Annotated in this window: 20 protein-coding genes; 8 read left to right on the forward strand and 12 right to left on the reverse strand. The window is 59.7% G+C overall.

The annotated features are described in order from the left end of the window. Positions 1-43: 43 nt before the first annotated feature. Positions 44-1,528, reverse strand: coding sequence for a glutamate--tRNA ligase (gltX, locus tag C8D92_RS11760; protein WP_095609536.1), 1,485 nt, complete (start codon positions 1,526-1,528; stop codon positions 44-46). 163 nt (positions 1,529-1,691) lie between these two features. On the opposite strand from gltX, the gene C8D92_RS11765 reads away from it, so the two are divergent. Beyond that, entirely contained in the window at positions 1,692-2,585 is an 894-nt protein-coding gene (locus tag C8D92_RS11765) for a metal ABC transporter solute-binding protein, Zn/Mn family (RefSeq protein ID WP_095609535.1), read from the forward strand. Here C8D92_RS11765 and C8D92_RS16035 read toward each other — a convergent pair. Continuing rightward, positions 2,563-3,516 (reverse strand): AEC family transporter, encoded by a 954-nt coding sequence (locus tag C8D92_RS16035; RefSeq protein ID WP_423837081.1) that lies wholly within the window; start codon positions 3,514-3,516, stop codon positions 2,563-2,565. The two genes, C8D92_RS11765 and C8D92_RS16035, sit on opposite strands and share 23 nt — an antisense overlap. A 167-nt stretch (positions 3,517-3,683) precedes the next feature. Here C8D92_RS16035 and C8D92_RS11775 point away from each other — a divergent pair, with 167 nt between their 5' ends. The 6 genes from C8D92_RS11775 to C8D92_RS11800 all read left to right on the forward strand — a co-directional run bounded on the left by C8D92_RS11775 (position 3,684) and on the right by C8D92_RS11800 (position 9,705). After that, on the forward strand, positions 3,684-4,886 hold the full coding sequence (locus C8D92_RS11775; protein WP_116919455.1) for an EAL and HDOD domain-containing protein: 1,203 nt from the start codon (positions 3,684-3,686) through the stop codon (positions 4,884-4,886). A 363-nt stretch (positions 4,887-5,249) separates the two neighbouring features. Next, positions 5,250-6,281 carry a tRNA dihydrouridine(20/20a) synthase DusA gene (dusA, locus tag C8D92_RS11780; protein WP_116919456.1) on the forward strand — a complete coding sequence of 344 codons (1,032 nt, stop codon included), beginning with the start codon at positions 5,250-5,252 and terminating at the stop codon, positions 6,279-6,281. 103 nt (positions 6,282-6,384) lie between these two features. Further along, entirely contained in the window at positions 6,385-7,350 is a 966-nt protein-coding gene (tal, locus tag C8D92_RS11785) for a transaldolase (protein WP_116919457.1), read from the forward strand. 2 nt (positions 7,351-7,352) lie between these two features. Continuing rightward, positions 7,353-7,808 (forward strand): tellurite resistance TerB family protein, encoded by a 456-nt coding sequence (locus C8D92_RS11790; protein ID WP_095609530.1) that lies wholly within the window; start codon positions 7,353-7,355, stop codon positions 7,806-7,808. Between the two features lie 11 nt (positions 7,809-7,819). Further along, a complete protein-coding gene (locus tag C8D92_RS11795; protein ID WP_095609529.1) occupies positions 7,820-8,926 on the forward strand; it encodes a 3-deoxy-7-phosphoheptulonate synthase in 1,107 nt (368 codons plus the stop codon). A 23-nt stretch (positions 8,927-8,949) separates the two neighbouring features. Beyond that, positions 8,950-9,705, forward strand: coding sequence for a glycerophosphodiester phosphodiesterase (locus C8D92_RS11800; protein ID WP_095609528.1), 756 nt, complete (start codon positions 8,950-8,952; stop codon positions 9,703-9,705). 130 nt (positions 9,706-9,835) lie between these two features. Here the strand turns inward: C8D92_RS11800 and sthA are convergent, their stop codons facing one another. The 10 genes from sthA to C8D92_RS11850 all read right to left on the reverse strand — a co-directional run bounded on the left by sthA (position 9,836) and on the right by C8D92_RS11850 (position 20,413). Beyond that, entirely contained in the window at positions 9,836-11,227 is a 1,392-nt protein-coding gene (gene sthA, locus C8D92_RS11805; RefSeq protein WP_095609527.1) for a Si-specific NAD(P)(+) transhydrogenase, read from the reverse strand. Positions 11,228-11,458: 231 nt separating this feature from the next. After that, positions 11,459-11,695 carry a (Na+)-NQR maturation NqrM gene (gene nqrM / locus C8D92_RS11810; RefSeq protein ID WP_116919458.1) on the reverse strand — a complete coding sequence of 79 codons (237 nt, stop codon included), beginning with the start codon at positions 11,693-11,695 and terminating at the stop codon, positions 11,459-11,461. A 10-nt stretch (positions 11,696-11,705) separates the two neighbouring features. Next, complete coding sequence (locus tag C8D92_RS11815; RefSeq protein ID WP_116919459.1) at positions 11,706-12,740, reverse strand: FAD:protein FMN transferase; 1,035 nt, start codon at positions 12,738-12,740, stop codon at positions 11,706-11,708. A gap of 9 nt (positions 12,741-12,749) precedes the next feature. Then, positions 12,750-13,976: an NADH:ubiquinone reductase (Na(+)-transporting) subunit F gene (nqrF, locus tag C8D92_RS11820; RefSeq protein ID WP_116919460.1), complete on the reverse strand. Its 1,227-nt coding sequence runs from the start codon at positions 13,974-13,976 to the stop codon at positions 12,750-12,752. Between the two features lie 32 nt (positions 13,977-14,008). Continuing rightward, positions 14,009-14,617, reverse strand: a complete 609-nt coding sequence (nqrE, locus tag C8D92_RS11825) for an NADH:ubiquinone reductase (Na(+)-transporting) subunit E (RefSeq protein ID WP_095609523.1) — start codon at positions 14,615-14,617, stop codon at positions 14,009-14,011. After that, complete coding sequence (locus C8D92_RS11830; protein WP_095609522.1) at positions 14,617-15,282, reverse strand: NADH:ubiquinone reductase (Na(+)-transporting) subunit D; 666 nt, start codon at positions 15,280-15,282, stop codon at positions 14,617-14,619. The genes nqrE and C8D92_RS11830 overlap by 1 nt, the downstream gene beginning before the upstream one ends. Before the next feature lie 2 nt (positions 15,283-15,284). Further along, positions 15,285-16,088, reverse strand: coding sequence for a Na(+)-translocating NADH-quinone reductase subunit C (locus C8D92_RS11835; protein WP_095609521.1), 804 nt, complete (start codon positions 16,086-16,088; stop codon positions 15,285-15,287). Continuing rightward, complete coding sequence (locus C8D92_RS11840; protein WP_095609520.1) at positions 16,081-17,286, reverse strand: NADH:ubiquinone reductase (Na(+)-transporting) subunit B; 1,206 nt, start codon at positions 17,284-17,286, stop codon at positions 16,081-16,083. Before C8D92_RS11840 ends, C8D92_RS11835 begins: the two co-directional genes overlap by 8 nt. 3 nt (positions 17,287-17,289) lie before the next feature. Further along, positions 17,290-18,636, reverse strand: coding sequence for a Na(+)-translocating NADH-quinone reductase subunit A (locus C8D92_RS11845; RefSeq protein ID WP_095609519.1), 1,347 nt, complete (start codon positions 18,634-18,636; stop codon positions 17,290-17,292). 319 nt (positions 18,637-18,955) lie between these two features. Next, complete coding sequence (locus C8D92_RS11850; RefSeq protein WP_165819273.1) at positions 18,956-20,413, reverse strand: glyceraldehyde-3-phosphate dehydrogenase; 1,458 nt, start codon at positions 20,411-20,413, stop codon at positions 18,956-18,958. A gap of 370 nt (positions 20,414-20,783) precedes the next feature. Here C8D92_RS11850 and mfd point away from each other — a divergent pair, with 370 nt between their 5' ends. Further along, positions 20,784-24,317: a transcription-repair coupling factor gene (mfd, locus tag C8D92_RS11855; RefSeq protein WP_116919497.1), complete on the forward strand. Its 3,534-nt coding sequence runs from the start codon at positions 20,784-20,786 to the stop codon at positions 24,315-24,317. Positions 24,318-24,319: the final 2 nt, after the last annotated feature.

The following is a 24,319-nucleotide window of genomic DNA, read 5'->3' on the forward strand; positions in this document are numbered from 1 at the left end:
TTTTGGCGTCAACCCCCGATCGTAAAAAAGTTGTCGCCTGGGCCTACTCCTCTCCCAGCGCCCGAAACTCCTTCTCGACGCGCTTGGTCTCTTTCTTGGAGAATCCGCCAAGAACGTGCAGCGCATGGCGCAACCGGGCGCGCGTCATATCCGGGCCCAGCAAGGCCATGGAATCCATCACCGACCAGGAATTGGGCGTCCCGGCAATCGCCACGAAGATCGGGAACATGAACTCCCCCATCTTCAGGCCCATGGCCTTCGACAGCCCTTTCACATCGGCGAATATCGTATCCTTGGACCAGTGCCGCTGAGCCTCGAGTGTCCAGAGCGCAAACTGGAGAATTCGCTTGACCTGCCCTTCCTCCAGCTTCTTATGCTGGAAGTCCTCAGGCGCGACATCCAGCATTCCGGAGAACATGAATCCAGCCAGCGGGGCCACATCCGAAAACACGTCAGCCCGGCCACGAACATGCGGCACCAGCGCTTGCAGAGCCTCACGATTGAACCACCAGTCCTGGATGCGCCGGACGAACGCCTCGTCATCCAGATCTTCCCGCATCCACTGTCCGTTCAACCACCGCAGCTTTTCCACGTCAAACACGGGGCCGCCCAGTGAAATGCGCTGAATATCAAAGTGCTTGATCATGTCGTCGAGCGTGAACTTCTCCCGGTCATCCGGCATGGACCAGCCCATGCGCCCGAGGTAATTGAGCACAGCCTCCGGCAGGAATCCCATCCGCTCGTAGAAATTGATACTGGTCGGGTTCTTGCGCTTGGACAGCTTGCTCTTGTCCGGATTGCGCAGCAACGGCAGGTGGCACAGGGTCGGCATGTCCCACTCGAAGTACTGATACAGCAGCTGGTGCTTGGGCGCCGAGTTGATCCACTCTTCCCCACGGATCACGTGCGTGATGCCCATCCGATGGTCATCCACCACATTGGCCAGATGGTAGGTGGGCATGCCGTCGGATTTGAGCAGCACCTGGCAGTCCACCTGTGCCCAGTCGATTTCAACAGTGCCGCGGAGCATGTCATCAATCTCGCAGACGCCCTCGTCCGGCACTTTCATCCGGATCACGTAGGGCTCACCGGCGTCCAGGCGCCGCTTGACTTCATCGTCCGGCAGCGCAAGATCCCCTTTTATTCCCGGATTCAGGCCAGCGGCCTTGCGGTGCTCGCGAATGGCATCCAGCTCTTCCGGGGTTCGAAAACAGTAGAATGCATGCCCCTTGCGAACCAGCTCTTCGGCATAGGCGGCGTAGTCGGCCTTGCGCTCCGACTGCCGGTATGGACCGTACTCGCCGCCCACATCCGGACCTTCATCCCATGCCAGCCCCAACCAGCTCAGCGCGTTGAGAATGTCCTGTTCCGACTCGGCGGTACTGCGGGCCTGATCCGTGTCCTCGATACGCAGAATGAACTGCCCGCCATGCTGTCGGGCAAAGCAGAGGTTAAAGAGGGCTACGTAGGCGGTACCAACGTGCGGATCACCGGTCGGCGACGGCGCGATACGGGTACGAACAGTCATGAATGCGCTTCCTGTTGGATGGAACGAAATGAACGGACCGCATTATAACGACTGAGCGTTTGGCGCGCATGGTAGGACACCGGGAGTGACGAACGACTTTATCCCAACCAGGATATACTATAACATTGCACACCTTTCAAAAGCCGATCAGGAAGACAGAGTGATGCCGCGACTGCTTGCTTTCGTACTGATGCTCACCCTGGCGATGGCGGCCCACGCCGAGCCCCTGCGCATTGTCACGTCCATCAAACCCATTACCCTGATCGCGGCCGAAATCGCCCCGGCAGATGCCAGGTTCCATACGCTGGTACCGGCCAGCGCCAGCCCTCACACCTACCAATTGAAGCCCTCTGACCGGGTTGCCCTGGCGCGCGCGGACGTGATTCTCTGGGTCGGCCCGGCGCTGGAGACCTTCCTGCAACGGTTGCTGGAAGGCCCGGACATGGCTGGCCGGGCCCACGCACTCGGCCATCGGCTAGAAAATGGTCAGCCAAACAGTCCAGATGACGATGAACACCACCACGATCATGGTCATCATCACGGCGGTGACGACCCTCACATCTGGGTAAGCCCTGACGAGGGGCATCATCTTGCCGAACAGATCGCGCACATTCTCAGCCATAAAGCCCCCGATCGATCCGACGTAATCCAACATCGCCTCCACGCATTCGAAGACCGTTTGAGTGCCACGAATCACGCCATCGAGCAACAACTCTCCCCGATTCGTTCGCACGTGTTTTTCATCTATCATCCGGCTTTCAAGCGCTTCGCAAAGCACTTCGGACTCGAGGTGGCCGGCACGCTCACCCGGTCCCCGGAACAGCAGCCCGGCGCAAGACATCTGAGCGGCCTGCAGGAACAACTGAAAACGGCAGAGCGCCCCTGCCTGCTGAACGAAGTCCAGTTCAGCGATCGGCATTGGCAGTCTCTGACAACCGGTGCTTTGCCACATGCGACCTGGGATCCGCTCGCCACCACGATCTCAGTGGGTGATGGGGGCTACACACGCTTCCTCAGCAGCATTGCCGATAGCGTCATGACCTGTCAGCAGCCGTAGGACAGAATGCTCTGGCTATCTGAGCAACGACAGCACCAAAGGCATGGTAGCCATCGCCAGAAGCGTCTCTCCACTTACGATCGCAGCCATCAATGGCGCATCGCCGCCTAACTGCCGTGCCAGTATATAGGAAGAGGACGCGGCCGGGAGGGCCGAGAGCAATATGGCGGCCTGAGCAATGGGAGGGCTCACATCGGTGAGCGCGATCAGTCCGGTGGTCACCAACGGGAACAGCAACAGTTTGGCCCCGGCGCTGGCCGCGAAGGGCATTGACGCCCCTCGCAACGCTCGCACTCTCAAACCGGCGCCGACCGTCAACAACCCCAAAGGTAGTGTCATGCCGCTCAGCGGCTCCAGCATCCCACCCACCAACGGGTGGAACCCGATGCCCGTTGCTCCCCAGAAAGCACCGGCGACCGAGCCTATAATCAGGGGGGTTTCTGGCAATCGCCTTTAGCACGCCTGCCGCCCCGGTCCGCCCTTCTCCTACAGCACACAGAAACATAACAATGCACGCCAGGTTGATAAGGGGAATCTGAATGGCCATCGCGACGGCAAATACGGGCAGCAGTGGGTCGCCGAGAAGCGCCTCGGCAGCAGCCAGCCCCACAAAGGCATTAAAGCGCAGACCGCCCTGGAAAAAGGAGCTGAACACCGGACCGTGCCAGCGCACAAGTGCCTGAACAACCAAGAGGCAGGCAATCATGGCGGTCAGCATCAGCGCCATAAACCCACCGGTCTCAATCAACACCTTCAACGGAACATGGGCATTACCAAGCCGATAAAACAGCATGGCCGGAAACAGGACGTAATAGGTCAGACGTTCCGCAAGAGGCCAAAAAGCGTCGCCCGGAAAATCCAGGCGTCGCATCAGCGCACCGACAAGAATCAGACCGAACAAAGGCGCAAGGGCATCCAGAAAGATGGCCAAACCTCATTCTCCGCAGACGTCTCAAAGAGTGCCATGCTACCGATCCCACCCAAAAAAGAGAATCCGCCCGCGGGCGAGAGCACAACACTGTTGATTGGCTTGAACCCGGCTCTGACAACGCTATCCTTAAAGTGATGTTGGCTGGTAAGTGACAAGAGAGAGATAGGGTGGATACAACCGAAACCGTACTGCTGGCCGCTCAGCCCATTTACGACCGCGACAACGCCCTATCTGCTGTCGAACTGCTATACCGGCGCAACGACCAGCTGACCGCCGCCGATGTTGGCGACTCTCAGGCAACCAGCGAACTGCTATTCAACCTGTGTACCGGCATCACCGAGCAAACCGACCACTACCACTCCCCGGCCTTCATTAATGTGTCGGGCGACTTCCTGCTTTCGCAGCAATTCCTGCCGATAGACCCGGACCGCGTCGTGATTGAACTGGTCGAACGCATCAAACCGTCCGCCAATGTTGTCGAATCAGTCCGGCAATGGCGCCGGAAGGGATTCCGTTTCGCACTCGACGATTTTGAATTCGAGGACACCTGGGAGGCACTCGTCGATTTGGCAGACATCGTCAAGGTGGATGTTCTTGGCGGCGACCCCGCGGCCATTGCCCGCCAGAGAGAACGATTCGATCGCCCACACCTCCAGTGGCTGGCGGAGCGCGTAGAGGATATGACCACCCATGACGAATACCACTCGGCAGGCTTCGATCTTTTTCAGGGATACTTTTACGCAAGACCTACCAGCATTACTGGGGAGCGCCTCAACGCGACTGGCGTTCAAGCCGCCCATCTTCTCGGTCTGATGTTCAGCGAAGACCCGGATGTCGAAGCGATCATTGAAGCGATTTCGACAGACCCCGGCCTCGCAGTCAGCTTGCTGAGAGTCGTAAACAGCCCTCTCTACAGGGCAACCAACGAGCTCACCAGCATCCGGGATGTCGTACTGCGACTGGGTCTCGACAATCTCCGACGATGGGTGATGCTGATCAGCGTCGTCGGTGCCGCCTCGCCTGGCGCCAGTCGAATGATTCTGACACGCGCCCAAATGTGCTCACTTCTGGCTGCTCGATCTCGCTCCGGCGCCTCCCCAGACCAAGCGCTGCTGGCCGGCCTGCTTTCAGGTGCTGAATCGCTTTTCGGAGTCGATCAGTCCACATTCATAGGTGCCCTGCAACTCGACTCCCCGCTTCGCGACGCCCTTTTATCCCGGACCGGCCCAATCGGTCGCATTCTTCACATAGCCATTAACACGGAGTACCGCCTGGCCTCCAGGGTCCAGCTGGAACAGCTCGACCCACGCCTTCTAAAACTCTACAAGAACGCGGCAGACCAGGTTCAGGCCCTGCTCAACGAACTCTAGTAACCCGACGGGACACTAGCCCGCATTTCGCACCAAGGACGACTGAAATGTCAAAAAAACGTTGAGGGCCATGGCGTTATGGTATTCATTAACACGTTTCCCGAGATCCAAATTGGATCTGTTCGGTTTTGCGTGCCCCTGGCTTCACATCTGGGCCAAATGGCCCTTGGACGGGGCTACGGCCACGCCCGGCGGTCCATTTGGCCCACCTGTTTCCCCAGGAACACGCAAAATCCGAACCCTTGGTGAGAAATCCGGGCTAGTGGCTCGTCTGGTTCATTCGCTGATCGACTGCGCACTTCGTGACACGCTGAGGTCTATCCTGAGATACTGGCGCCTTTCAATAGTCCGCGTTGATCCGTAATGAACCAGCACGACACTTGGGACAGACTGCAGCCCACACTCAACCGGCGCTTCTCAGTGGCCCCCATGATGGACTGCACGATGCAGCCCTATCGTTACTTCGCCAGGCAGCTGTCGCGCCGGACGTTGCTCTACACCGAGATGGTCACCACGGGTGCACTGATCCATGGCGACACACCGCGTTTCCTAAGGCACAGTGCCGCAGAACACCCACTGGCGTTGCAGCTCGGTGGCAGCGATGCGGACGAACTGGGGCGCTGTGCCGCTCTTGCTGAAGAGTACGGTTTTGACGAGGTCAACCTGAATGTCGGCTGCCCAAGCGACCGCGTCCAGAATAACCGGATCGGCGCCTGCCTGATGGGCGAGCCGGAGACAGTGGCCCGGGGAGTGGCAGCGATGCAGGCCCGGACCGAGCTGCCGGTCACCGTCAAAAGCCGTATCGGCATTGATGGCCGGGAGTCCTGGGAGGATCTGTGTCATTTCATTGAGACCGTCGCCGCGGCGGGCTGCCGGACTTTCATCATCCATGCCCGCATTGCAATCCTCGAAGGCCTGAGCCCGAAACAGAACCGTAACGTTCCGCCGCTTCAATATGGGTGGGTCCACGCGCTGAAGGAGCGCTATCCGGAGCTCGAGATCATCCTCAACGGTGGCATCAAGACGCTGGCGGAGTGCCAGTCGCACCTGGAGACTCTGGATGGCGTGATGCTTGGGCGCGAGCCCTATCAGAACCCCTGGCTGCTGTCGGGTGTCGACCCGGTACTCTTCGGCGAAGAAGCGCCGGTCACAAGCCGCCACGAGGCCCTGCGCCGGATGCTCCCCTGGATAGAGAGCGAGCTGGAACGCGGTGTGTTTCTCAGTCACATCACGCGGCATCTCATGGGGCTGTTCCATGGCTGCCCCGGCGGTCGACGGTTCCGGCGTCACCTGACTGAGAACGCCACCCGGCCCGGCGCCGACCTCCGGGTGCTTGAGGACGCTATGGCACAGGTCCCGGAGGACCATCCCGCGTTACTTGAGGAGCCGGCCTGAGCAGGCCCAAGGCCCTGCCTGAAACCGCATCACGGCTCTTGTCGCGTACTGGTCAGGGGAGCTATTGTAGATTCGATAACTCACTGATCAGGACGATAAAACAATGACAAGCAAGCTGGACCAGCTCAAGCAGATGACCACCGTCGTCGCGGACACGGGGGATCTGGATGCCATACGCGAATGGCGCCCAGTGGACGCCACTACCAACCCGTCCCTGCTGCTGAAAGCCGCCGATTCAGCGGCCTACCGACCCATGATTAATCGGGCTATTGACGCCGCCGAGAAACAGGGCGGCAGCAATCTGGATCAGCTCGCTTTTGCCACCGACCACCTGGCCGTGCAGGCCGGATGTCAGATTCTCGACATTGTTCCCGGCGTGGTTTCAACGGAAGTGGACGCCCGCCTGTCGTTTGATACCGACGCCACAGTCGAACGCGCTCGTCGCCTTGTACGATTCTACGAGGAAGCTGGCGCCGACCCGACCCGTGTACTGATCAAGATCGCTTCAACCTGGGAGGGCATCCGCGCCGCACAGATTCTCGAGAACGAGGGTATCCGCTGCAACCTCACGCTACTGTTCTCCTTTACCCAGGCGGCTGCCTGTGCCGATGCCGGCGCTCACCTGGTCTCTCCGTTCGTGGGACGCATTCTCGACTGGCACCTGAAGAACAGCGACCGGGACGCCTTCGAGCCTTTCGAGGACCCCGGTGTCCGCTCGGTGACCCGGATCTACGAGTACTTCAAGACCCATGGCTTCGAGACAATCGTCATGGGTGCCAGCTTCCGCAATACGGGTGAAATTGAGGCGCTCGCCGGCTGTGACCGCCTGACCATCAGCCCCGCACTGCTGGGTGAGCTCAGCGCGGACCCGGCCAATCTGCCACGGGTGCTCGCGCCGGATCAGGCCTCATCCTCGGACCATCCGGTTTCCATGGATGAGAAAAGCTTCCGCTGGTCGATGAATGACGATGCCATGGCCACCGAAAAACTGGCGGAGGGCATCCGTCGATTCGCCGACGATCAGCTCGAGCTGGAAAAACGTGTGCAACGCATTGCGAGAGTCGCCTAACCATGCTGGACGCCCTCAAAAACCTCTTCGAAAAAGACCCGGCGCACACGGACTCCGAGCCGGACGACCGGGAACTGGCGATCGCTGCGACCGCACTGATGGTGGAGCTGGCGCGAATCGACGAGTCTGAAGACGAGGTGGAACTGACCACCATCATCGACTGCGCGGTCCGCACAGGCGATGTCTCTCACCAGGAGGCACACGCCATTCTTCGGGATGCGCGCCACAATGCCACTGACGCCACGTCCCTTTATGAGTTCACGGATCGGCTCAACCGCCACCTCGACCAGGGCCAGAAACAGCGCATCCTGATCGATATCTGGCGAGTCGCCTTCGCGGATGGCCGCATCGACCAGTACGAGGAACATCTGATACGGCGCATCGCGGAACTCCTGCACCTGAACCACCGGGAGTACATGGAAGCCAGACACCACGCCGAACAGTCCTTATCATCCTGAAGGAGGGAACGATGCTCGCCATTCTGCACCCTGACACCCCTCTGGACAGCCATGATTATCGGCAGACCATGGATTTTCTTGAGAACCTTCCGGGCGTCAGCGTCAAGGTTCACGAGGTTCAGGGCAGGAAACAGAAACTGACGGAGGTGTACCTGCTCGGCGACACCAAGTCACTCAATCAGGAGGAAATCGAGGCTCTGCCGGCGGTCGAGCGGGTGATCCGGATCTCGGACGATTACCGCATACTCGGCCGGCACCGGGACGACCGTCGCCACACCGGCTTCACCTACAACGGCGTGCCCTTTGATCAGGATAACCTGAATGTGTTCGCAGGCCTGTGCGCGGTAGACACGGAACGTCACGTCGATGCCATGATGGCCGCTTTGGCCGCACACGGGCAGCACTGCACCCGGATGGGCGCTTACAAACCACGCACCAATCCCTACTCCTTTCAGGGATACGGCGCGCGATCACTCCCCTGGGTGTTCGAAGCGGCTGGCCGCCATGATATCCGTGTCGTGGCAATGGAAGTCACACACGAGAGTCACATCGAAGAGATCGACACCTGCCTGGAGAGGCTTGGCCGCCCTACCGGCGTCATGCTCCAGGTCGGCACCCGCAACACCCAGAATTTCGAGCTGCTTAAAGCCATCGGCCGCCAACGGGAGTATCCCGTATTGCTCAAACGCGGGTTCGGCATCACACTCAACGAGTCGTTGAATGCCGCCGAGTATCTGGCCAGCGAAGGCAATGCCAATGTCATTTTCTGCCTGCGAGGCATGAAAACGGAACTCGGTCACCCGCACCGGAACATGGTTGATTTTGCGCACGTACCAACGGTCAAGCGCCTGACCCGCATGCCGGTCTGCATCGACCCGTCCCACTCGGTGGGTAACCGCGACGCCGCGCCGGATGGCATCCCCGAGCTGGTCCACGCCACCGCCCAAGGCGTCGTGGCCGGCGCCAACATGGTGCTCGTGGATTTCCACCCACATCCGGAGAAAGCGCTGGTCGACGGCCCGCAGGCCCTCACGCTGAGTGAACTGCCACGCTTTCTTGAGGATGTCCGGCTCTGCCACGACACCTGGCGACAGCGGCAGGCAATCTACAGCGGCTGATTGAGCAAGGGAGACTCACCGCCATGATCATCTATGGCCACCGCGGCGCCAAGGGCGAAGCCCCCGAAAACAGCCTGCCTGGCTTCCGGCACGCCTATGGCAATGGCCTCCGGCACTTCGAAATGGATGTGATGCTATCGGGAAACGGCGAGCCCGTTGTGCACCACGACCTGACAACAGATCGAACAACCGGCCAGGAAGGCCGCATCAGCGACCGAACGGCCGATGAGCTTGCGGGCATGGATGTCCGCCAGGGAACCCTTACGTGGCCGGAACACTGCGGCATTCCCCGCCTCACCGACGTATTGGACGCCTGCCCCGATTTCCAGCACCTACAGCTGGAAGTCAAGTCCGATCAACGCAGCCGGATGAACGTGCTCTGCAACCGTCTGGCGGAACTCATACAGCGTCGTCAGTGGCACAGTCGCGTGGCCATCACGTCGTCGGACACCTGGGTTCTGCGGGAGATCAAAAGGCGGGGTCAGTACATTCAGACCGGACTGGTCTGGGACCGTCGCTTCCCGACGCCACTCAAGGCGGCTCGAAAACTCGACTGTCAGTACCTCTGCCTGAACACCAAACTCGCCTCAGCATCTGTCGTGGAAGCCGCGCACCAGAGTCGGCTGCACGTCTCGGTCTGGACTGAAAACCGGATTCAACAGATGCTTGAGCTGGAACGCCACGGCGTTGACAGCATCATTACGGATTACCCCACCAGCGCCCACATGTACTTTGAGAACCGGCGGCGCCGTGTTCTTGAGCCAGCGCTGAGCGACTGATGTCGACTGAGAGGCCGGCCCCAGGGCCGACCAAGACGCATCGTCAGTCAGTGAACAAACCAGACGGAGCACTGAATCCGGTGAGGCGCGGCCCCGCGACACACACGAAGACCGCAAAGCCATGCCCCCTTCAGAATATCCGGTTCAGGCCGTTCAGGGCGGCGACCCGGTAAGCTTCCGCCATCGTGGGGTAGTTGAAGGTGGTGTTCACGAAATAGTTCAGTGTATTGGCCGAACCTTCCTGATTCATAATGGCCTGGCCGATGTGAACGATTTCTGCAGCCTGGTCACCGAAGCAGTGAATGCCAAGAAGCTCCCGGGTTTCCCGGTGGAAGAGAATCTTGAGCATGCCGACCGCTTCGCCGGTAATCTGCGCACGGGCCAGGTCCTTGAAGAACGCCTGCCCCACTTCATACGGCACCTTCGCCTCGGTCAGTTCGCGTTCATTCTTACCGACGGAACTGATCTCAGGAATGGTGTAGATCCCGGTTGGCACGTCCTCCACAAAGCGGAAGTGCTCATCGCCGGTCACGTCTGAAGAGGCCGAGCGCCCCTGGTCATAGGACGCACTGGCCAGGCCCGGGAAGCCAATCACATCACCCACGGCATACACGCTCGGTACTTCCGTCCGATAATGCTCGTCGGTCGCCAACTGACCTCGACCATTGGGCTCCAGTCCGATGTTCTCCAATCCCAGCTTCTCGGTGTTGCCGGCCCGACCATTACACCACAGAAAAGCGTCAGATCGGATCTTCTTGCCAGACTCCATGTTCAGGATAACGCCATGATCGTCGCCTTCCACCGACTCATACTTCTCGTTGTGACGAACCAGCACGCCATTGTTCCGAAGGTGGTAACTCAACGCATCCGATATCTCGTCATCCAGGAACGACAGCAACCGGCTGCCCGGATTAACGAGATCAACCTTGACACCCAGCCCGGCAAAGATCGAGGCGTATTCACAGCCGATCACGCCCGCGCCATAGATCGTCAGCGTCCGCGGTGTATGGGACAGCTTGAGGATAGTGTCACTGTTGTAGATCCGATGATGGCGGAAGTTCACATCCGGCGGCGAGTATGGCCGTGACCCGGTCGCAATGACGATATTGCGGGCGTGGATCACCTCGTCCGAACGGCCGCCTTTGATGGCCAGCCGGTTGGCATCGATGAACGAAGCCTGACCGCTGAACACGTCAACCCGGTTGCGGGCGTAGAACTGAGTGCGTAGTTTGACCTGTTTACCGATCACCTTTTCAGCATTCTGGAGCACCCGAGGGAAGGAAAACCAACGCGGATCGCCAATCTCACGGAACATCTGATTGGTGTTGAACGTGATGATCTGTTTCACCGAATGGCGCAGAGCCTTAGACGGAATCGTGGCCCAGTGGGTGCAGTTACCGCCCACCATGGCCTTGTCATCGATGATCGCGGTGCGTTTCCCATGTTTGGTGGCGTTCATCGCCGCCCCTTCGCCGGATGGGCCAGCCCCGATCACGACCACATCATAGTGATGTTCCGCCATACTCCCAGCTACTCCTTTCCATTCATTTCGCCAGTCAATTCGATTCCTCCGGCCCACCTCAGGATGGCTCTGCGCCACTGTCGCGCCTGGTTGATTCGCTGACTGACGGCGTGACTCTGACGGTCCTGGGCAAGTCGTCAGTCCGCAGGCGGGCCTACTCCCCTCAAGGGCTGACAACGTCGCTCCGGCGCCGCGCCCTTCAGGGGCTCAGTCAGTCAGCGAATTCATCCACTAGTCCTGCTTGGTGGCATCGTACGCCAACGGTTCATCGTCCGCGCCTCCATGCCCGGCGTTCTCTTTTTCACACTTCTTCTGGTCGCCGCCACAGACATCACAGGCAGTGTCCATTCCGAGCGCGCTCATACCACCGCATGAGCCACTGATAGGCTTGCGCCCCATGATGACGCCGATTGACATGCCCAGAAGCAGGAACGCCACCAGCCCCAGTGCGAGAAGAAAGGTACTCATACGCCCCTCCTTATTGAATCAGGTAAGACGAGAACTCCGGCGTGTACCGCACGCGAAACGACTCCCCGTCTCTGTAGACAAAGTATGCGGGCAGATCCCGCTCGACTGCAAACGCGTAACCGCGCTCCTCCCCCATGACGCTGAGCGCTGTCGCCAGTGCATCCGCCGTCATCGCCTTCTCTCGGATCACCGATACGGAGGCCAGGCTATGCTCAATCGGTCGACCGGTTTGCGGATCGACGGTGTGCGAGTATCGCTGACCATCCACCTCATAGTAGTTCCTGTAGTCCCCCGAAGTGGCAATCGCCCCTTTTTCCATCGCCACAACCTGCTGGATAGAACGCGCTGAGGAGATGGGCTGTTCAACTGCCAGCTTCCAGGCGTCTCCCGACGGTTTCCGCCCCTGAACCCGGATTTCACCGCCAATCTCGACCAGATAGGCGGCAATGCCTTTTTCCCGAAGGATTCGGCTTACCTCATCGACCGCATAGCCCTTCGCGATGGCCGAGAGATCGACATACTGCTCCCCCTGCGACTTAAGGGCCGGAGGCTTCTCGCGCAGCGCCAGCTTTTCATACCCTGTCTCTGACAATGTGGCAGACAAGGTCCGGGGGTCGGGAATCGTCTCCGGGCGCCCTTTCGGGCCGAATCCCCACAGATTCACCACTGGGCCAATCGTGACGTCGAATGCTCCGTCGGTCATGCGTCCAATGCGCAGGCTCTCTTCCAGCACCTCATGAAACCCATCCGACACGGGAAACCAGTCCCCGCTCCCGGACTGGCGGTTGAACCGCGAGAGCTCGGAATCATCCCGCCATGTCGACATGGCAGCGTCAACGTCTTCCAGAACCCGGTTGATATCATCACGCAGATCATCCGGCGTGCTCGACTCGCCGGTCAATACGACCTTGATGTGATAGCTGGTACCGAAGATGGGACCACTGATTTCGTGAACAACACGGGAAGGGCCAAACGAACAACCCGCCAGGGCGATGATGCCAACAAGCACCATCACGCTGGCGGGCCAAGTGAACCTCGCTGTCATGGACCGGCCTTATCCACCAAAGTCGTCCAGCATAATGTTCTCATCCTCAACGCCCAGATCCTTGAGCATTGTGATGCACGAGGCGTTCATGATGGGCGGCCCACACATGTAGTACTCACAGTCCTCGGGAGCGGGGTGATCCTTGAGGTACATGTCGTACAGCACGTTGTGAATAAAGCCTGTCGGGCCTTCCCAGTTGTCGTCCGGGAGCGGATCGGACAACGCCACATGCCATTCAAAGTTGTCGTTTTCTTCCTGGAGCTGGTTGAAGTCCTCTTCGTAGAACATCTCCCGAACGCTGCGGGCCCCGTACCAGAAGCTGATCTTGCGATCAGAGTTGAGGCGCTTGAGCTGGTCAAAGATGTGAGCCCGCATCGGCGCCATGCCGGCACCACCGCCGATAAAGACCATTTCGGCATCGGTTTTCTTCGCAAAGAACTCACCGAACGGCCCCATCACGGTGACTTTGTCCCCCGGCTTCAGGTTGAACGCGTAGGAAGACATCTGCCCCGGCGGGTGGTCCGTTCCGGGTGGCGGCATCGCAATCCGGATATTGAACTTCAGAACCCCTTTCTCTTCCGGATAGTTGGCCATGGAATAGGCCCGGATGATCGGCTCTTTCACTACTGACTTAAAGCGCCAGAGATCGTGCTTGTCCCAGTCTTCGTGGAACTCTTCCTCTATGTCGAAGTCCTTGAAATCCACTTCGTAGGGCGGTGCCTCAAGCTGCACATAGCCACCGGCACGGAAGTCGACTTCCTCACCTTCGGGCAGCTCCAGCACCAGCTCTTTGATGAAGGTGGCGACGTTGTGGTTCGAGCGCACGGTGCACTCCCACTTCTTCACGCCGAAGAACTCCTCCGGCACCTCGATCTTCATGTCCTGCTTGACGGGAACCTGACAGGACAGACGCCAGCCTTCACGCTCCTCACGGGGTGTGAAGTGGGTCTTCTCAGTTGGCAGCATCGCGCCACCGCCTTCAAACACCTTGCACTTGCACTGGGCGCAGGTGCCGCCACCACCGCAGGCGGAAGACAGGTAAATGCCACTGTTTGCCAGGGTGCCGAGCAGCTTACCGCCCGACTCCGCCGTCAGGGAGTGATCCGGGTCATCATTGATTTCAATCTGAACGGCCCCGGTGCTCACCAGTTTGGATCGTGCCGCCAGAATGACCGCCACCAGCGACAGCACGATGACGGTAAACATGACCACACCAAGAATGATTTCTGTACTCATGGTCTCGTCCTATGGTTATTCAACCGGATGGCTTACAGCGAAATGCCGGAAAAGGACATGAAGCCCAGCGACATCAGACCGACCGTGATAAAGGTGATGCCCAGACCACGCAGGCCTTCTGGCACATCACTGTACTTGAGCTTTTCACGGATGCCGGCCAGTGCGGCAATCGCCAGAGCCCAGCCCAGGCCGGCGCCAAAGCCGTATACCAGACTTTCCCCGAAGGTGTAGTCTCGCTCCACCATGAACAGTGATGCGCCCAGAATGGCGCAGTTCACCGTAATCAGGGGCAGGAAGACGCCCAGCGCGGCATAGAGCGTGGGTATGTACTTGTCCAGCACCATCTCAAGGATCTGAACCATCGCGGCGATCACGCCGATGTAGGTCAGCAGGCCCAGGAAGCTGAGGTTGACGTTGGGCAGACCCGCCCAGGACAGGGCCCCCTCACGGAGCACGTTGTTGTAGATCAGGTTGTTGACCGGCACCGTCAGCGTCAGCACGACGACAACGGCAACACCCAGGCCGATCGCCGCCTCCACCTTTTTGGAGATGGCCAGAAAGGTACACATCCCCAGAAAGAAGGCCAGCGCCATGTTCTCAACAAAGACGGCCTTAATAATCAGACTGATATAATGTTCCATCAGAAGGCCTCCTTAACGGTCTGCCGGGACATCCGGTACTCCGGCTCTTCCACCTGCTCCGGCTTCCAGGCACGCAGTGCCCAGATACCAAGCCCGATAATGAAGAACGCGCTCGGCGGCAGCAGCATCAGACCGTTGGTGGCATACCAGCCACCATCGCTGACCGACGGCAGAATCGTGTACCCCATCAGCGTGCCGGCACCCAGCAGTTCCCGGAAGAACGCCACAAAGACCAGCAGGACCGAGTAGCCCAAACCATTGCCGACACCGTCCATGAAGCTCAGGAACGGCGGGTTCTGCATGGCGAACCCTTCCGCCCGACCCATAATGATGCAGTTGGTGATGATCAGCCCCACGAAGACCGACAGCTGTTTACTGATTTCGTAGGCATAGGCCTTGAGGATCTGATCCACCACGATGACGAGCGAGGCGATAATGGTCATCTGAACGATGATCCGGATGCTCCCTGGAATCTGAGTCCGAACAAGCGACACGGCCAGATTGGAGAAGGAGCACACGGCAATCACCGAGGCACACATCACCAGCGTAACGCTCATGCTGCTGGTGACCGCCAGCGCTGAACAGATCCCAAGGATCTGGAGCGCGATCGGGTTATTGTCAAATATCGGTTCAAAGAGAACCTGTTTGGCTGATTTTTCGGCCACTGTCAGACCTCCCCGCTACGAAGCTGTTTCAGATAAGGCGCGAAGCCGCGATCCCCCATCCAGAAATTCACCATGTTCTGGACGCCTCGACTGGTGAGCGTCGCGCCAGACAACGCATCCACCTTATGCTGCTTGTCTTTGGCGTCGGCGCCGACACCGCCTTTGATCAGGCGAATCTGCGGCTCGGTCGAGTCCTCTTCATAGATCTTTTTACCGATCCAGTTCTGCTTCCACTCCGGGTTGTCGATTTTGCCACCCAGACCCGGCGTCTCACCGTGAGAGTAGAAGCCCAGCCCCTCAACGGTATTCGCGTCGCCTTGAAGCGCCATAAACCCGTACATCGTCGACCAGAGGCCGTAACCGTGGACAGGCAGGACGATCTTCGTCACCTCGTCGCCTTCACGGAGAATGTACACCTTGGCGATGTCCGCCTGGCGCTTGATACCCGCCTTATCCTCGGACGCCGGAATATTCTCCGAACGCTCGGGGTTGTTCGACGCCTGATACTGATCGTACGCCATGGCATTGGCCAGCCCGAGCGATTCGGGGTCGATATATTCCCCAGTTTCCAGACTCACCAGCTTGACGTCAAAGCGACTGAACAGCTCCTCTATCCGGTCGGAGGAGGCACCCTTTGGCAACATACCGGCAGCCGCCAGGATATTGGATTTCATATCCAGCAGACGGTTAGTCGCCTGCGCCGGACTGAGGGTGACGGCCGCCGTGGAGACAATCACCGAGCAGACGATGCACAGTGCCAGCGCGACCATGACGGTTCTGGAGACGGTTTCCTTCTTGTTAGCCACGGGCAAGCCTCCGTTTAATGTTGGACTGCATCACGAAGTAGTCGATCAGCGGTGCAAACAGGTTGGCGAACAGAATCGCCAGCATGATGCCCTCGGGGAAGGCCGGATTGACCACCCGGATCAGCACTGTCATCAGCCCGACGAAAATCCCGAAGATCCACTTACCGGTACTGGTCATGGAAGCCGATACCGGATCGGTGGCCATGAACATCATGCCAAACGCGAAACCGCCGACCACCAGGTGCCAGTGGGCCGGCATGGCGAACAACGGATTGGTCTCGGAGCCGACGGCATTGAGCAACAGGGACGTTGCAATCATGCCAATCATGACCCCGCCAACAATACGATAGGAGGCAATCTTCATCACCAGCAGCGCAATGCCGCCGATCAGAACGGCCAGCGTTGAGGTTTCACCCATGGAGCCCTGGATGGTGCCCATGAAGGCCTGCATCCAGCTGATGCTTTCCTGCAACGCCGCCATGCCGTCACTTGCCGCGACACTCAGAGCAGTGGCTCCGCTGAAGCCATCGACGGCGGTCCAGACCGTATCGCCGGAAATCTGCGCCGGATAGGCGAAGTACAGGAACGCCCGACCGGTCAGTGCCGGGTTCAGGAAGTTCTTGCCGGTGCCACCGAATACTTCCTTGCCGATCACCACGCCGAACGTGATGCCCAGCGCCACCTGCCACAACGGGATTGTCGGCGGGCAGATCAGGGCAAAGAGGATGGAGGTGACGAAGAAGCCTTCGTTGACCTCGTGTTTCCGCACGGTGGCGAACAGCACTTCCCAGAAACCGCCAACGACGAACGTGACGAAATACACGGGTATGAAGTAAGCGGCACCATACACAAGGTTGTCCCAGATACTGGACGGATCATTACCCGCCAGCGCAGCGATGAATGCGGTTCTGAGGCCGCCATCGCCCATCATCGCGTCCGGATTGGCCGCAAGGAAGCTGTTGGCCTGGTAGCCGATGTTCCACATACCGAAGAACATGGCCGGCCACACGCAGAACCAGACCGTGATCATGATCCGTTTCAGATCGATACCATCACGTACATGAGCCGTTGTGGACGTCACATGGCCCGGCGTATAGAAAATCGTATCGACGGCTTCATAGAGCGCATACCACCGCTCGAATTTGCCGCCCTTCTCGAAATGATGCTCGATGCCGTCAAGGAACTGTCGTAATGCCATGGTTTAGCCCTCGATCTCGATGCGGGTCAGGTTTTGACGCAGAATCGGGCCGTACTCGTACTTCCCGGGGCAGACGAAGGTGCACAGGGCCAGATCTTCCTCATCCAACTCCAGGCATCCCAGGTTCTGTGCCATCTCCGTGTCACCGATGATCAGTGACCGGAGCAACTGCGTCGGCAGAATATCCAGAGGCATCACCTCTTCGTACGCACCGACAGGCACCATGGCGCGCTCGCTGCCATTGGTGGTGGTCGTAAAATCAAACAGGCGACCAGGCGCCAGCTTGGACAGGTAGATGTTCAGCTTGGAGAACTTGCGACTGCCCGGTGAGAGCCACCCCATGAACTCGCGCTTGTCGCCCTCTTCCAGAACGGTCACCTGATTGGCGAATCGGCCCAGGTAGTTGCAGGGACCACGGCCGCTTCGTCCGCCAAAGACGGAGCCGGAAATCGTCCGCACTTCGCAGTCCGTGGCCACTTCGCCGGCCATCAGGTCCTCCAGGCTGGCACCCACTTCGGTACGGACCAGCCGGGGCTTTTCCGCCTTGGGACCACCAATCGCCACCACCCGCTCGGTTGGAAGCTCGCCGGTCGTGAACAGCCGGGCAATGGCCATCACGTCCTGATAGCCGATGGTCCAGACCTTCTTGTCTCCGGAAATCGGGTCCAGAAAGTGGATATGGGTACCCACGTTGCCCGCCGGATGAACACCATCAAACTGCTGTACCTCGATCCGGTCGTCGGACGGGACCGGCACATCAGAGCCCGGCTTGCCGCAGACAAACACCTTGCCGTTGGTCAGATGGCTGATGATTTTCAGGCCATTTTCAAACGCTTCCGGGTCATCTTTAATGATGACTGTCGGGTCCGCCGCCAGCGGGTTGGTGTCCATCACGGACACGAAAATGGAATTGGGGGCCGAGTCGATTTCCGGCACCTTGCTGTACGGACGGGTCCGAAGCAACGTCCAGAGGCCGGACTCCACCAGGTTGTCCACCACCTGCTGCCGCTCCAGAGAGCCCAAATCACTCGCCTCGTAGCGGGCGAAGGTTTCGGCCTCGTCGCCGTCCTTCTCAATCACGATGGACTGAAACACCCGACGCTCACCCCGGTTGACCTCTTTGATCACACCGGCGGCAGGCGCGGTATAGCGAACGCCTTCGGTCTTCTTATCCGTAAACAGCAGCTCACCGCGCTTGACGCGGTCTCCCTCTTTAACGGCCATGGTTGGCTTCATACCGTTGTAGTCAAATCCGATCAACGCCACGTGGCTCACGGGCCCGGCCTCGGAAATGACCTGTTCAGGAGCGCCACTGATGGGAAGATCCAGGCCTTTCTTGATCTTGATCATTAGCCCCATCCAATCATCAGAAACTTTACCGTCCGGCGTGGCTCAGAGCCCCGCAAACCTGTCTTTCCAGTCCAGAAACGGCGCGGGCATCGGGTCGTTTTCCCGATCAGTCTCAGGGAAATGAAATCGGCAGCCGGACGCGTCCAAAATCGCGCCAATTATAGAGAGTCGAGCCCGTCATTTCCACCACCCTTCCGTGCCGGAAACTGGCTGAATGGCCTCCTGAGGCAGCTTGGCACAGATTTCAGACAATAAAAAACCCGGCCCTCGGGAAAGGACCGGGTCTCGTGTGCCGTCCGGGATCACACCGGACCCGCCGTTAGCGGACCCGGGCCGGATAGACCGCGTGATTGACGCCAGCCATCTCGTTGACGATCCGGATCACCTGAGCGCTGTAGCCCGCCTCGTTGTCATACCAGACGTACAGGATGGCACGGTGATCGTCAGCAATGGTTGCCTGGGCATCAACGATGCCCGCGTGCCGGGACCCCACGAAGTCTGAGGAGACCACTTCCGGGGAGTTGACGAAGTCGATCTGCTTCTGGAGCTCGGAATGCAGCGCCATATCCCGGAGGTAATCATTGACCGCATCCCGATCCACTGCCTTGTCGAGATTCAGGTTCAGGATTGCCATGGACACGTTCGGGATCGGCACGCGGATGGCGTTGCCAGTCAGCTTGCCTTTGAGTTCCGGCAGTGCCTTGGCGACCGCCTTGGCCGCCCCCGTCTCGGTGAGCACCATGTTGAGCGGTGCGCCACGCCCCCGACGAGAGCCCTTGTGATAGTTATCGATCAGGTTCTGGTCGTTGGTGTAGGCATGGACCGTTTCCATGTGCCCGCCGTTGATGCCGAACTCATCATGGATGGCCTTGAGGACCGGCGTGATGGCGTTGGTCGTACAGGACGCCGCCGACAGAATGCGATCATCCTCAGTGACATCCTGATCGTTGATGCCATAGACGATGTTCTTGATATCGCCCTTACCCGGCGCCGTGAGCAGCACGCGACTGACGCCCCTGGACTTGAGGTGCAGCCCAAGACCTTCTTCATCACGCCATTTGCCGGTATTGTCAATCACGATGGCATTGTTGATACCGTACTGGGTGTAATCCACCTGGTCCGGTCCGTCCGAGTACAGCACCTTGATGAAATTCCCGTTGGCGATCAGCGCGCTGTTTTCATAGTCCACACTGATCGTACCGTTGAACGGGCCATGAACCGAGTCACGACGCAACAGGCTCGCGCGCTTCTCCAGATCGCTTTCAGCACCGCCATTACGGACCACGATCGCCCGCAGGCGCAGGTTGTTGCCACCCCCGGCCTTCTCAATCAGGATGCGCGCCAGAAGGCGACCGATCCGGCCGAAGCCATACAGAACGACGTCCTTCGTTTCTTCCTCGGCCTGCTTGCGGGACTGTTCGGTGTACTGGCCAACCACGCCAGACACTTCGTCACGCAGGAAATCCTCAAGCGAACGCCCGTTGCCCTGCTCGCGGAACCGAACGGCCAGCTTGCCGATGTCGATGTGAGCCTGACCCAGCTCAAGACGGTCCAGCGTTTCCAGAATCGGCAGCGTGTCGTGAACAGACAGCTCGTTCTCTTCCACCTGACGAACGAACCGGTGCGCCCGCAGGATGCCAATCACTGACTGATTGATAATCGCCCGGCCGTAGATGGACGTCACCACATTGTTCTTGCGGTACAAACGCCCGATCAGCGGGATCATCGCCTCGGCGGTCGCCTCACGTTCTGTCCACTCGGACAGGCACTCGTTCATCTGTTGCTGACTCACGTGTAAACCTCTGTCGTTTGCGCTGATAAAGGCGGCGGCTGGTGTAGCAGAACACGCCACGCCCACTCTGCGGGTTCCGTCTCACCGACCAGCTCAACCGGCGAACGGTTCGCTAAAAATGGGCGCATATTATCCAGCTTCCTGTACGTTTTATCAATGCGGCCCGAAAACCCCAGAGAAACGCCCTGGCGTAGCGAGAATGGAGGCACCCGGGGCGCGGAAAGCAAGGCATGCCTGACTGGCAGGACGGGGCGCGCAAGCCCATCGCGCATCGATCTGCCGTCGCAGGGAGTTTTTCAGAGGTGCCCCAGGGGCTAGAATGGCGTCCTTTTCACCGAGGATGACCCGAATTGCCATGAACGCAGCCAACGCCGGACCATCACTGATTGCACCGCCGCTCCCCCAAAAGGCGGGAAACCACGACCTCTGGAGCGGCCTGCATGGCACCAGCCAGGCACTGGCGATTGCCGAGGCCGCAAGGCGCCAGGATGGGTTGACGCTGATCGTTACCTCCAGCACCGACGAAGCCCTGCGCCTGGAACAGTCTCTCCGGTTCTTCCTCGGTATGAGCTCGGATGAGGACCAGCCAGGCATCTCCGATGACGGACTGGAGCTGCTGTCCCTGCCGGACTGGGAAACACTCCCCTATGATATGTTCTCGCCCCACCAGGACATCATCTCCCGGCGCATCCGCACGCTCTATCGACTGCCACGCATGGACCGCGGCCTATTGGTGGTGCCGGCCCGGACACTGATGCACCGTCTGGCGCCGGCGCATTACCTTCAGGGCAGCACCCTGCTGCTGAAAACCGGTCAGCAACTCGACATCGGCCGCTGGCGGGATCAACTGGAGGCTGCCGGGTACCGACACGCGGAGAATGTCTACGAGCACGGCGAATACGCGGTCCGCGGCGCCATCATGGACATTTACCCGATGGGGGCCACCAAACCCTACCGGATCGATCTGTTTGACGACGAAATCGAGACACTGCGGACATTCGACCCGGACACCCAACGTTCCGTCGAGCACATTGATGAGGTCGAGCTGCTGCCCGCCAACGAATTCCCGATGCACAAGGAGGCCCGAAGCACCTTCCGCAACCAGTGGTTCGAGCATTTCCCGGAGGCCGACCGGAATGCATCGGTCTACCGCGACATCAGCGACGGAATCACACCACCGGGCATCGAGTACTATCTGCCGCTGTTTTTTGACGAGACGGCCACACTGTTCGACTACCTGCCCGACAACACGCACGTATTCACCTTCGACGGACTCGAGGAGGCCTTCGAGGGAACCCGTCAGGATGTCGAAAATCGCTACGAGGAGCGCCGGCACGACCGTCTACGCCCGGTCCTGCCGCCTCTGTCCCTTTTCCTCGCCACTGAAACCTGCTTCGGTCACCTCAAGTCGTTCCCAAGAGTCACCCTGACACAGGAGCCACAGAACGCCGGCGCCCGCGAAACCATCTGCAACACCGCGCCACTGCCACCGGTCGCTATCGACGGCCGCGCCTCCGATCCGGCCAGCCGACTCAAATCGTTTCTGGGAACGCCCGAACGAACCCTGTTATGCGTTGAGTCAGCCGGGCGCCGCGAAGCGCTGATCGACAACCTCGCGGATTTCGACCTCAAGCCGTCCCTGGCCACCGACTGGGACGAATTTCTCAGCGGCGGAGAGCCCTTTGCTCTGACTGTCGGCGGCCTCGACGCCGGGCTGTACCTGAACGACGCCTCGGTGGCGGTAATCACAGAAACCGAACTCTACGGCGAGCGGGTGCTTCAGCAGCGCCGTCGCCAGAAGCCCACCGAAATCCGCGATGACGGTTACCGGGACCTGTCGGAGCTGCGCATCGGCGCGCCGGTCGTTCACATCGACCATGGCGTCGGTCGCTATCAGGGGCTACAGACCATTCCGGTGGACCGGGACACCGTCGAGGAATTCCTGACGCTGGAATACGCCGGCGGCTCAAAGCTTTACGTGCCCGTTTCAAGCCTCCACCTGATTTCGCGCTATTCGGGCTCCGACGAGAATCTGGCCCCGCTTCACAAGCTGGGCACAGAGCGCTGGAGCCAGGCCAAGCAGAAGGCGATGGAGAAGATCCGCGACACCGCCGCGGAACTGCTGGACGTCTACGCCCGGCGCGCCGCTCGCAAGGGCCACGTTTTCGAACACCCGGCAAGCGATTACCGGGCATTCGCCGCCGATTTCCCCTTCGAGGAGACCCCGGATCAGCAAGCTGCGATTGATGCCGTGGTCGCGGACATGACCGGCGAGCAACCCATGGACCGGCTCGTTTGCGGCGACGTTGGCTTCGGCAAGACCGAAGTCGCCATGCGCGCCGCGTTCATCGCCACCTGGGCGAGCAAACAGGTCGCCGTGCTGGTACCCACCACACTGCTTGCCCAGCAGCATTACGATTCATTCCGGGACCGCTTTGCGGACACCCCCGTCAAAGTCGAACTGCTGAGCCGTTTTCGGAGCAGCAAAGAGACCCGCGCCGCCATCGACCGGATCGAAAAGGGCCAGGCCGACATCGTGATCGGCACGCACAAACTCATCCAGGGCGATATCCACTTCAAGAACCTGGGACTGGTGATTATCGATGAGGAGCACCGGTTCGGCGTTCAGCAAAAGGAAAAGCTCAAAGCCCTGCGCGCCGAAGTGGACCTGCTGACACTGACCGCAACGCCGATACCCCGCACGTTGAACATGGCCATGGGTCATCTGCGGGACCTGTCCATCATCGCCACTCCCCCGGCCCGACGCCTGTCGGTGAAAACATTCGTACGCCAGCGCGAGGATGCCCTGGTACGGGAAGCCGTACTCCGGGAGGTGCTGCGCGGCGGTCAGGTGTATGTCCTGCACAACGAGGTCAACACGATCGACAACACCGCCTCCAGCCTTCAGGAACTGGTCCCGGAAGCGCGTGTCGGAATCGCCCATGGCCAGATGCGCGAGCGCGAGCTGGAACAGATCATGTCGGACTTCTACCACAAGCGCTTCAACGTCCTGGTCTGCTCCACCATCATCGAGACCGGCATCGACATCCCCAGCGCCAACACCATCATCATCGAGCGCGCCGACAAGTTCGGCCTGGCACAACTTCACCAGCTGCGCGGCCGTGTCGGCCGCTCCCACCACCAAGCCTATGCGTACCTGCTGACACCGCCGCCCAAGAGCATGACAGCGGACGCCGAGAAACGACTCGAGGCCATCTCCGGTGCGCAGGATCTCGGCGCGGGCTTCATGCTGGCGACACACGACCTGGAAATCCGCGGTGCGGGGGAACTGCTCGGCGAGGAACAGAGCGGCCAGATCGAAAGTATCGGCTTTACACTCTACATGGAGCTGCTGGAAGAGGCGGTGCAGGCCATTCGCGAGGGCCGGACGCCGAACGCCGAACTCCCACTCAGTCACGGCACCGAGATCAATCTTCGCATCCCGGCACTCATCCCGGACGATTATCTGCCGGATGTGCACAACCGGCTGTTGCTCTACAAACGCATTTCGGGCGCCCACAAAGCCAGCGAACTCAAAGAACTGCAGGTTGAGATGATCGACCGGTTCGGCCTGCTGCCGGACGCCACGAAAAACCTGCTGCGCCAGGCCCAGCTCCGCATTCGGGCCGAAGCCCTCGGTATCCAGAAGATCGATGGGAGCGGCGACTGGGGACGCCTGGAGTTCGGGAACAACACCCCGGTGGATCCGCTGGCACTGGTGGAAAAGGTCCAGTCTGCCCCAGACCGTTACCAACTGGAAGGCGCCAACACCTTCCGCTTTCGGCTGAAGGACACCTCAACCGATGGTAAACTCAGCGGCGTTGCCGACATGCTGGCCGCACTCGAACAGTCTTCCGACCAGAAGACGGACAAGGCCAGCGCCAAATGAGG

Origin of the sequence: Tamilnaduibacter salinus (genome assembly GCF_003096655.1) — a bacterium.
In the GTDB taxonomy this organism is placed as follows: Bacteria; Pseudomonadota; Gammaproteobacteria; order Pseudomonadales; family Oleiphilaceae; genus Tamilnaduibacter; species Tamilnaduibacter salinus.

Bases quoted from the DNA above. Each gene is read 5' to 3' on its own strand.
- gltX (WP_095609536.1), bottom strand. From the start codon at position 1,528: ATGACTGTTCGTACCCGTATCGCGCCGTCGCCGACCGGTGATCCGCAC.
- C8D92_RS11765 (WP_095609535.1), top strand. From the start codon at position 1,692: ATGCCGCGACTGCTTGCTTTCGTACTGATGCTCACCCTGGCGATGGCG.
- dusA (WP_116919456.1), top strand. From the start codon at position 5,250: ATGAACCAGCACGACACTTGGGACAGACTGCAGCCCACACTCAACCGG.
- tal (WP_116919457.1), top strand. From the start codon at position 6,385: ATGACAAGCAAGCTGGACCAGCTCAAGCAGATGACCACCGTCGTCGCG.
- C8D92_RS11790 (WP_095609530.1), top strand. From the start codon at position 7,353: ATGCTGGACGCCCTCAAAAACCTCTTCGAAAAAGACCCGGCGCACACG.
- C8D92_RS11795 (WP_095609529.1), top strand. From the start codon at position 7,820: ATGCTCGCCATTCTGCACCCTGACACCCCTCTGGACAGCCATGATTAT.
- C8D92_RS11800 (WP_095609528.1), top strand. From the start codon at position 8,950: ATGATCATCTATGGCCACCGCGGCGCCAAGGGCGAAGCCCCCGAAAAC.
- sthA (WP_095609527.1), bottom strand. From the start codon at position 11,227: ATGGCGGAACATCACTATGATGTGGTCGTGATCGGGGCTGGCCCATCC.
- nqrM (WP_116919458.1), bottom strand. From the start codon at position 11,695: ATGAGTACCTTTCTTCTCGCACTGGGGCTGGTGGCGTTCCTGCTTCTG.
- C8D92_RS11815 (WP_116919459.1), bottom strand. From the start codon at position 12,740: ATGACAGCGAGGTTCACTTGGCCCGCCAGCGTGATGGTGCTTGTTGGC.
- nqrF (WP_116919460.1), bottom strand. From the start codon at position 13,976: ATGAGTACAGAAATCATTCTTGGTGTGGTCATGTTTACCGTCATCGTG.
- nqrE (WP_095609523.1), bottom strand. From the start codon at position 14,617: ATGGAACATTATATCAGTCTGATTATTAAGGCCGTCTTTGTTGAGAAC.
- C8D92_RS11840 (WP_095609520.1), bottom strand. From the start codon at position 17,286: ATGGCATTACGACAGTTCCTTGACGGCATCGAGCATCATTTCGAGAAG.
- C8D92_RS11845 (WP_095609519.1), bottom strand. From the start codon at position 18,636: ATGATCAAGATCAAGAAAGGCCTGGATCTTCCCATCAGTGGCGCTCCT.
- C8D92_RS11850 (WP_165819273.1), bottom strand. From the start codon at position 20,413: ATGAACGAGTGCCTGTCCGAGTGGACAGAACGTGAGGCGACCGCCGAG.
- mfd (WP_116919497.1), top strand. From the start codon at position 20,784: ATGAACGCAGCCAACGCCGGACCATCACTGATTGCACCGCCGCTCCCC.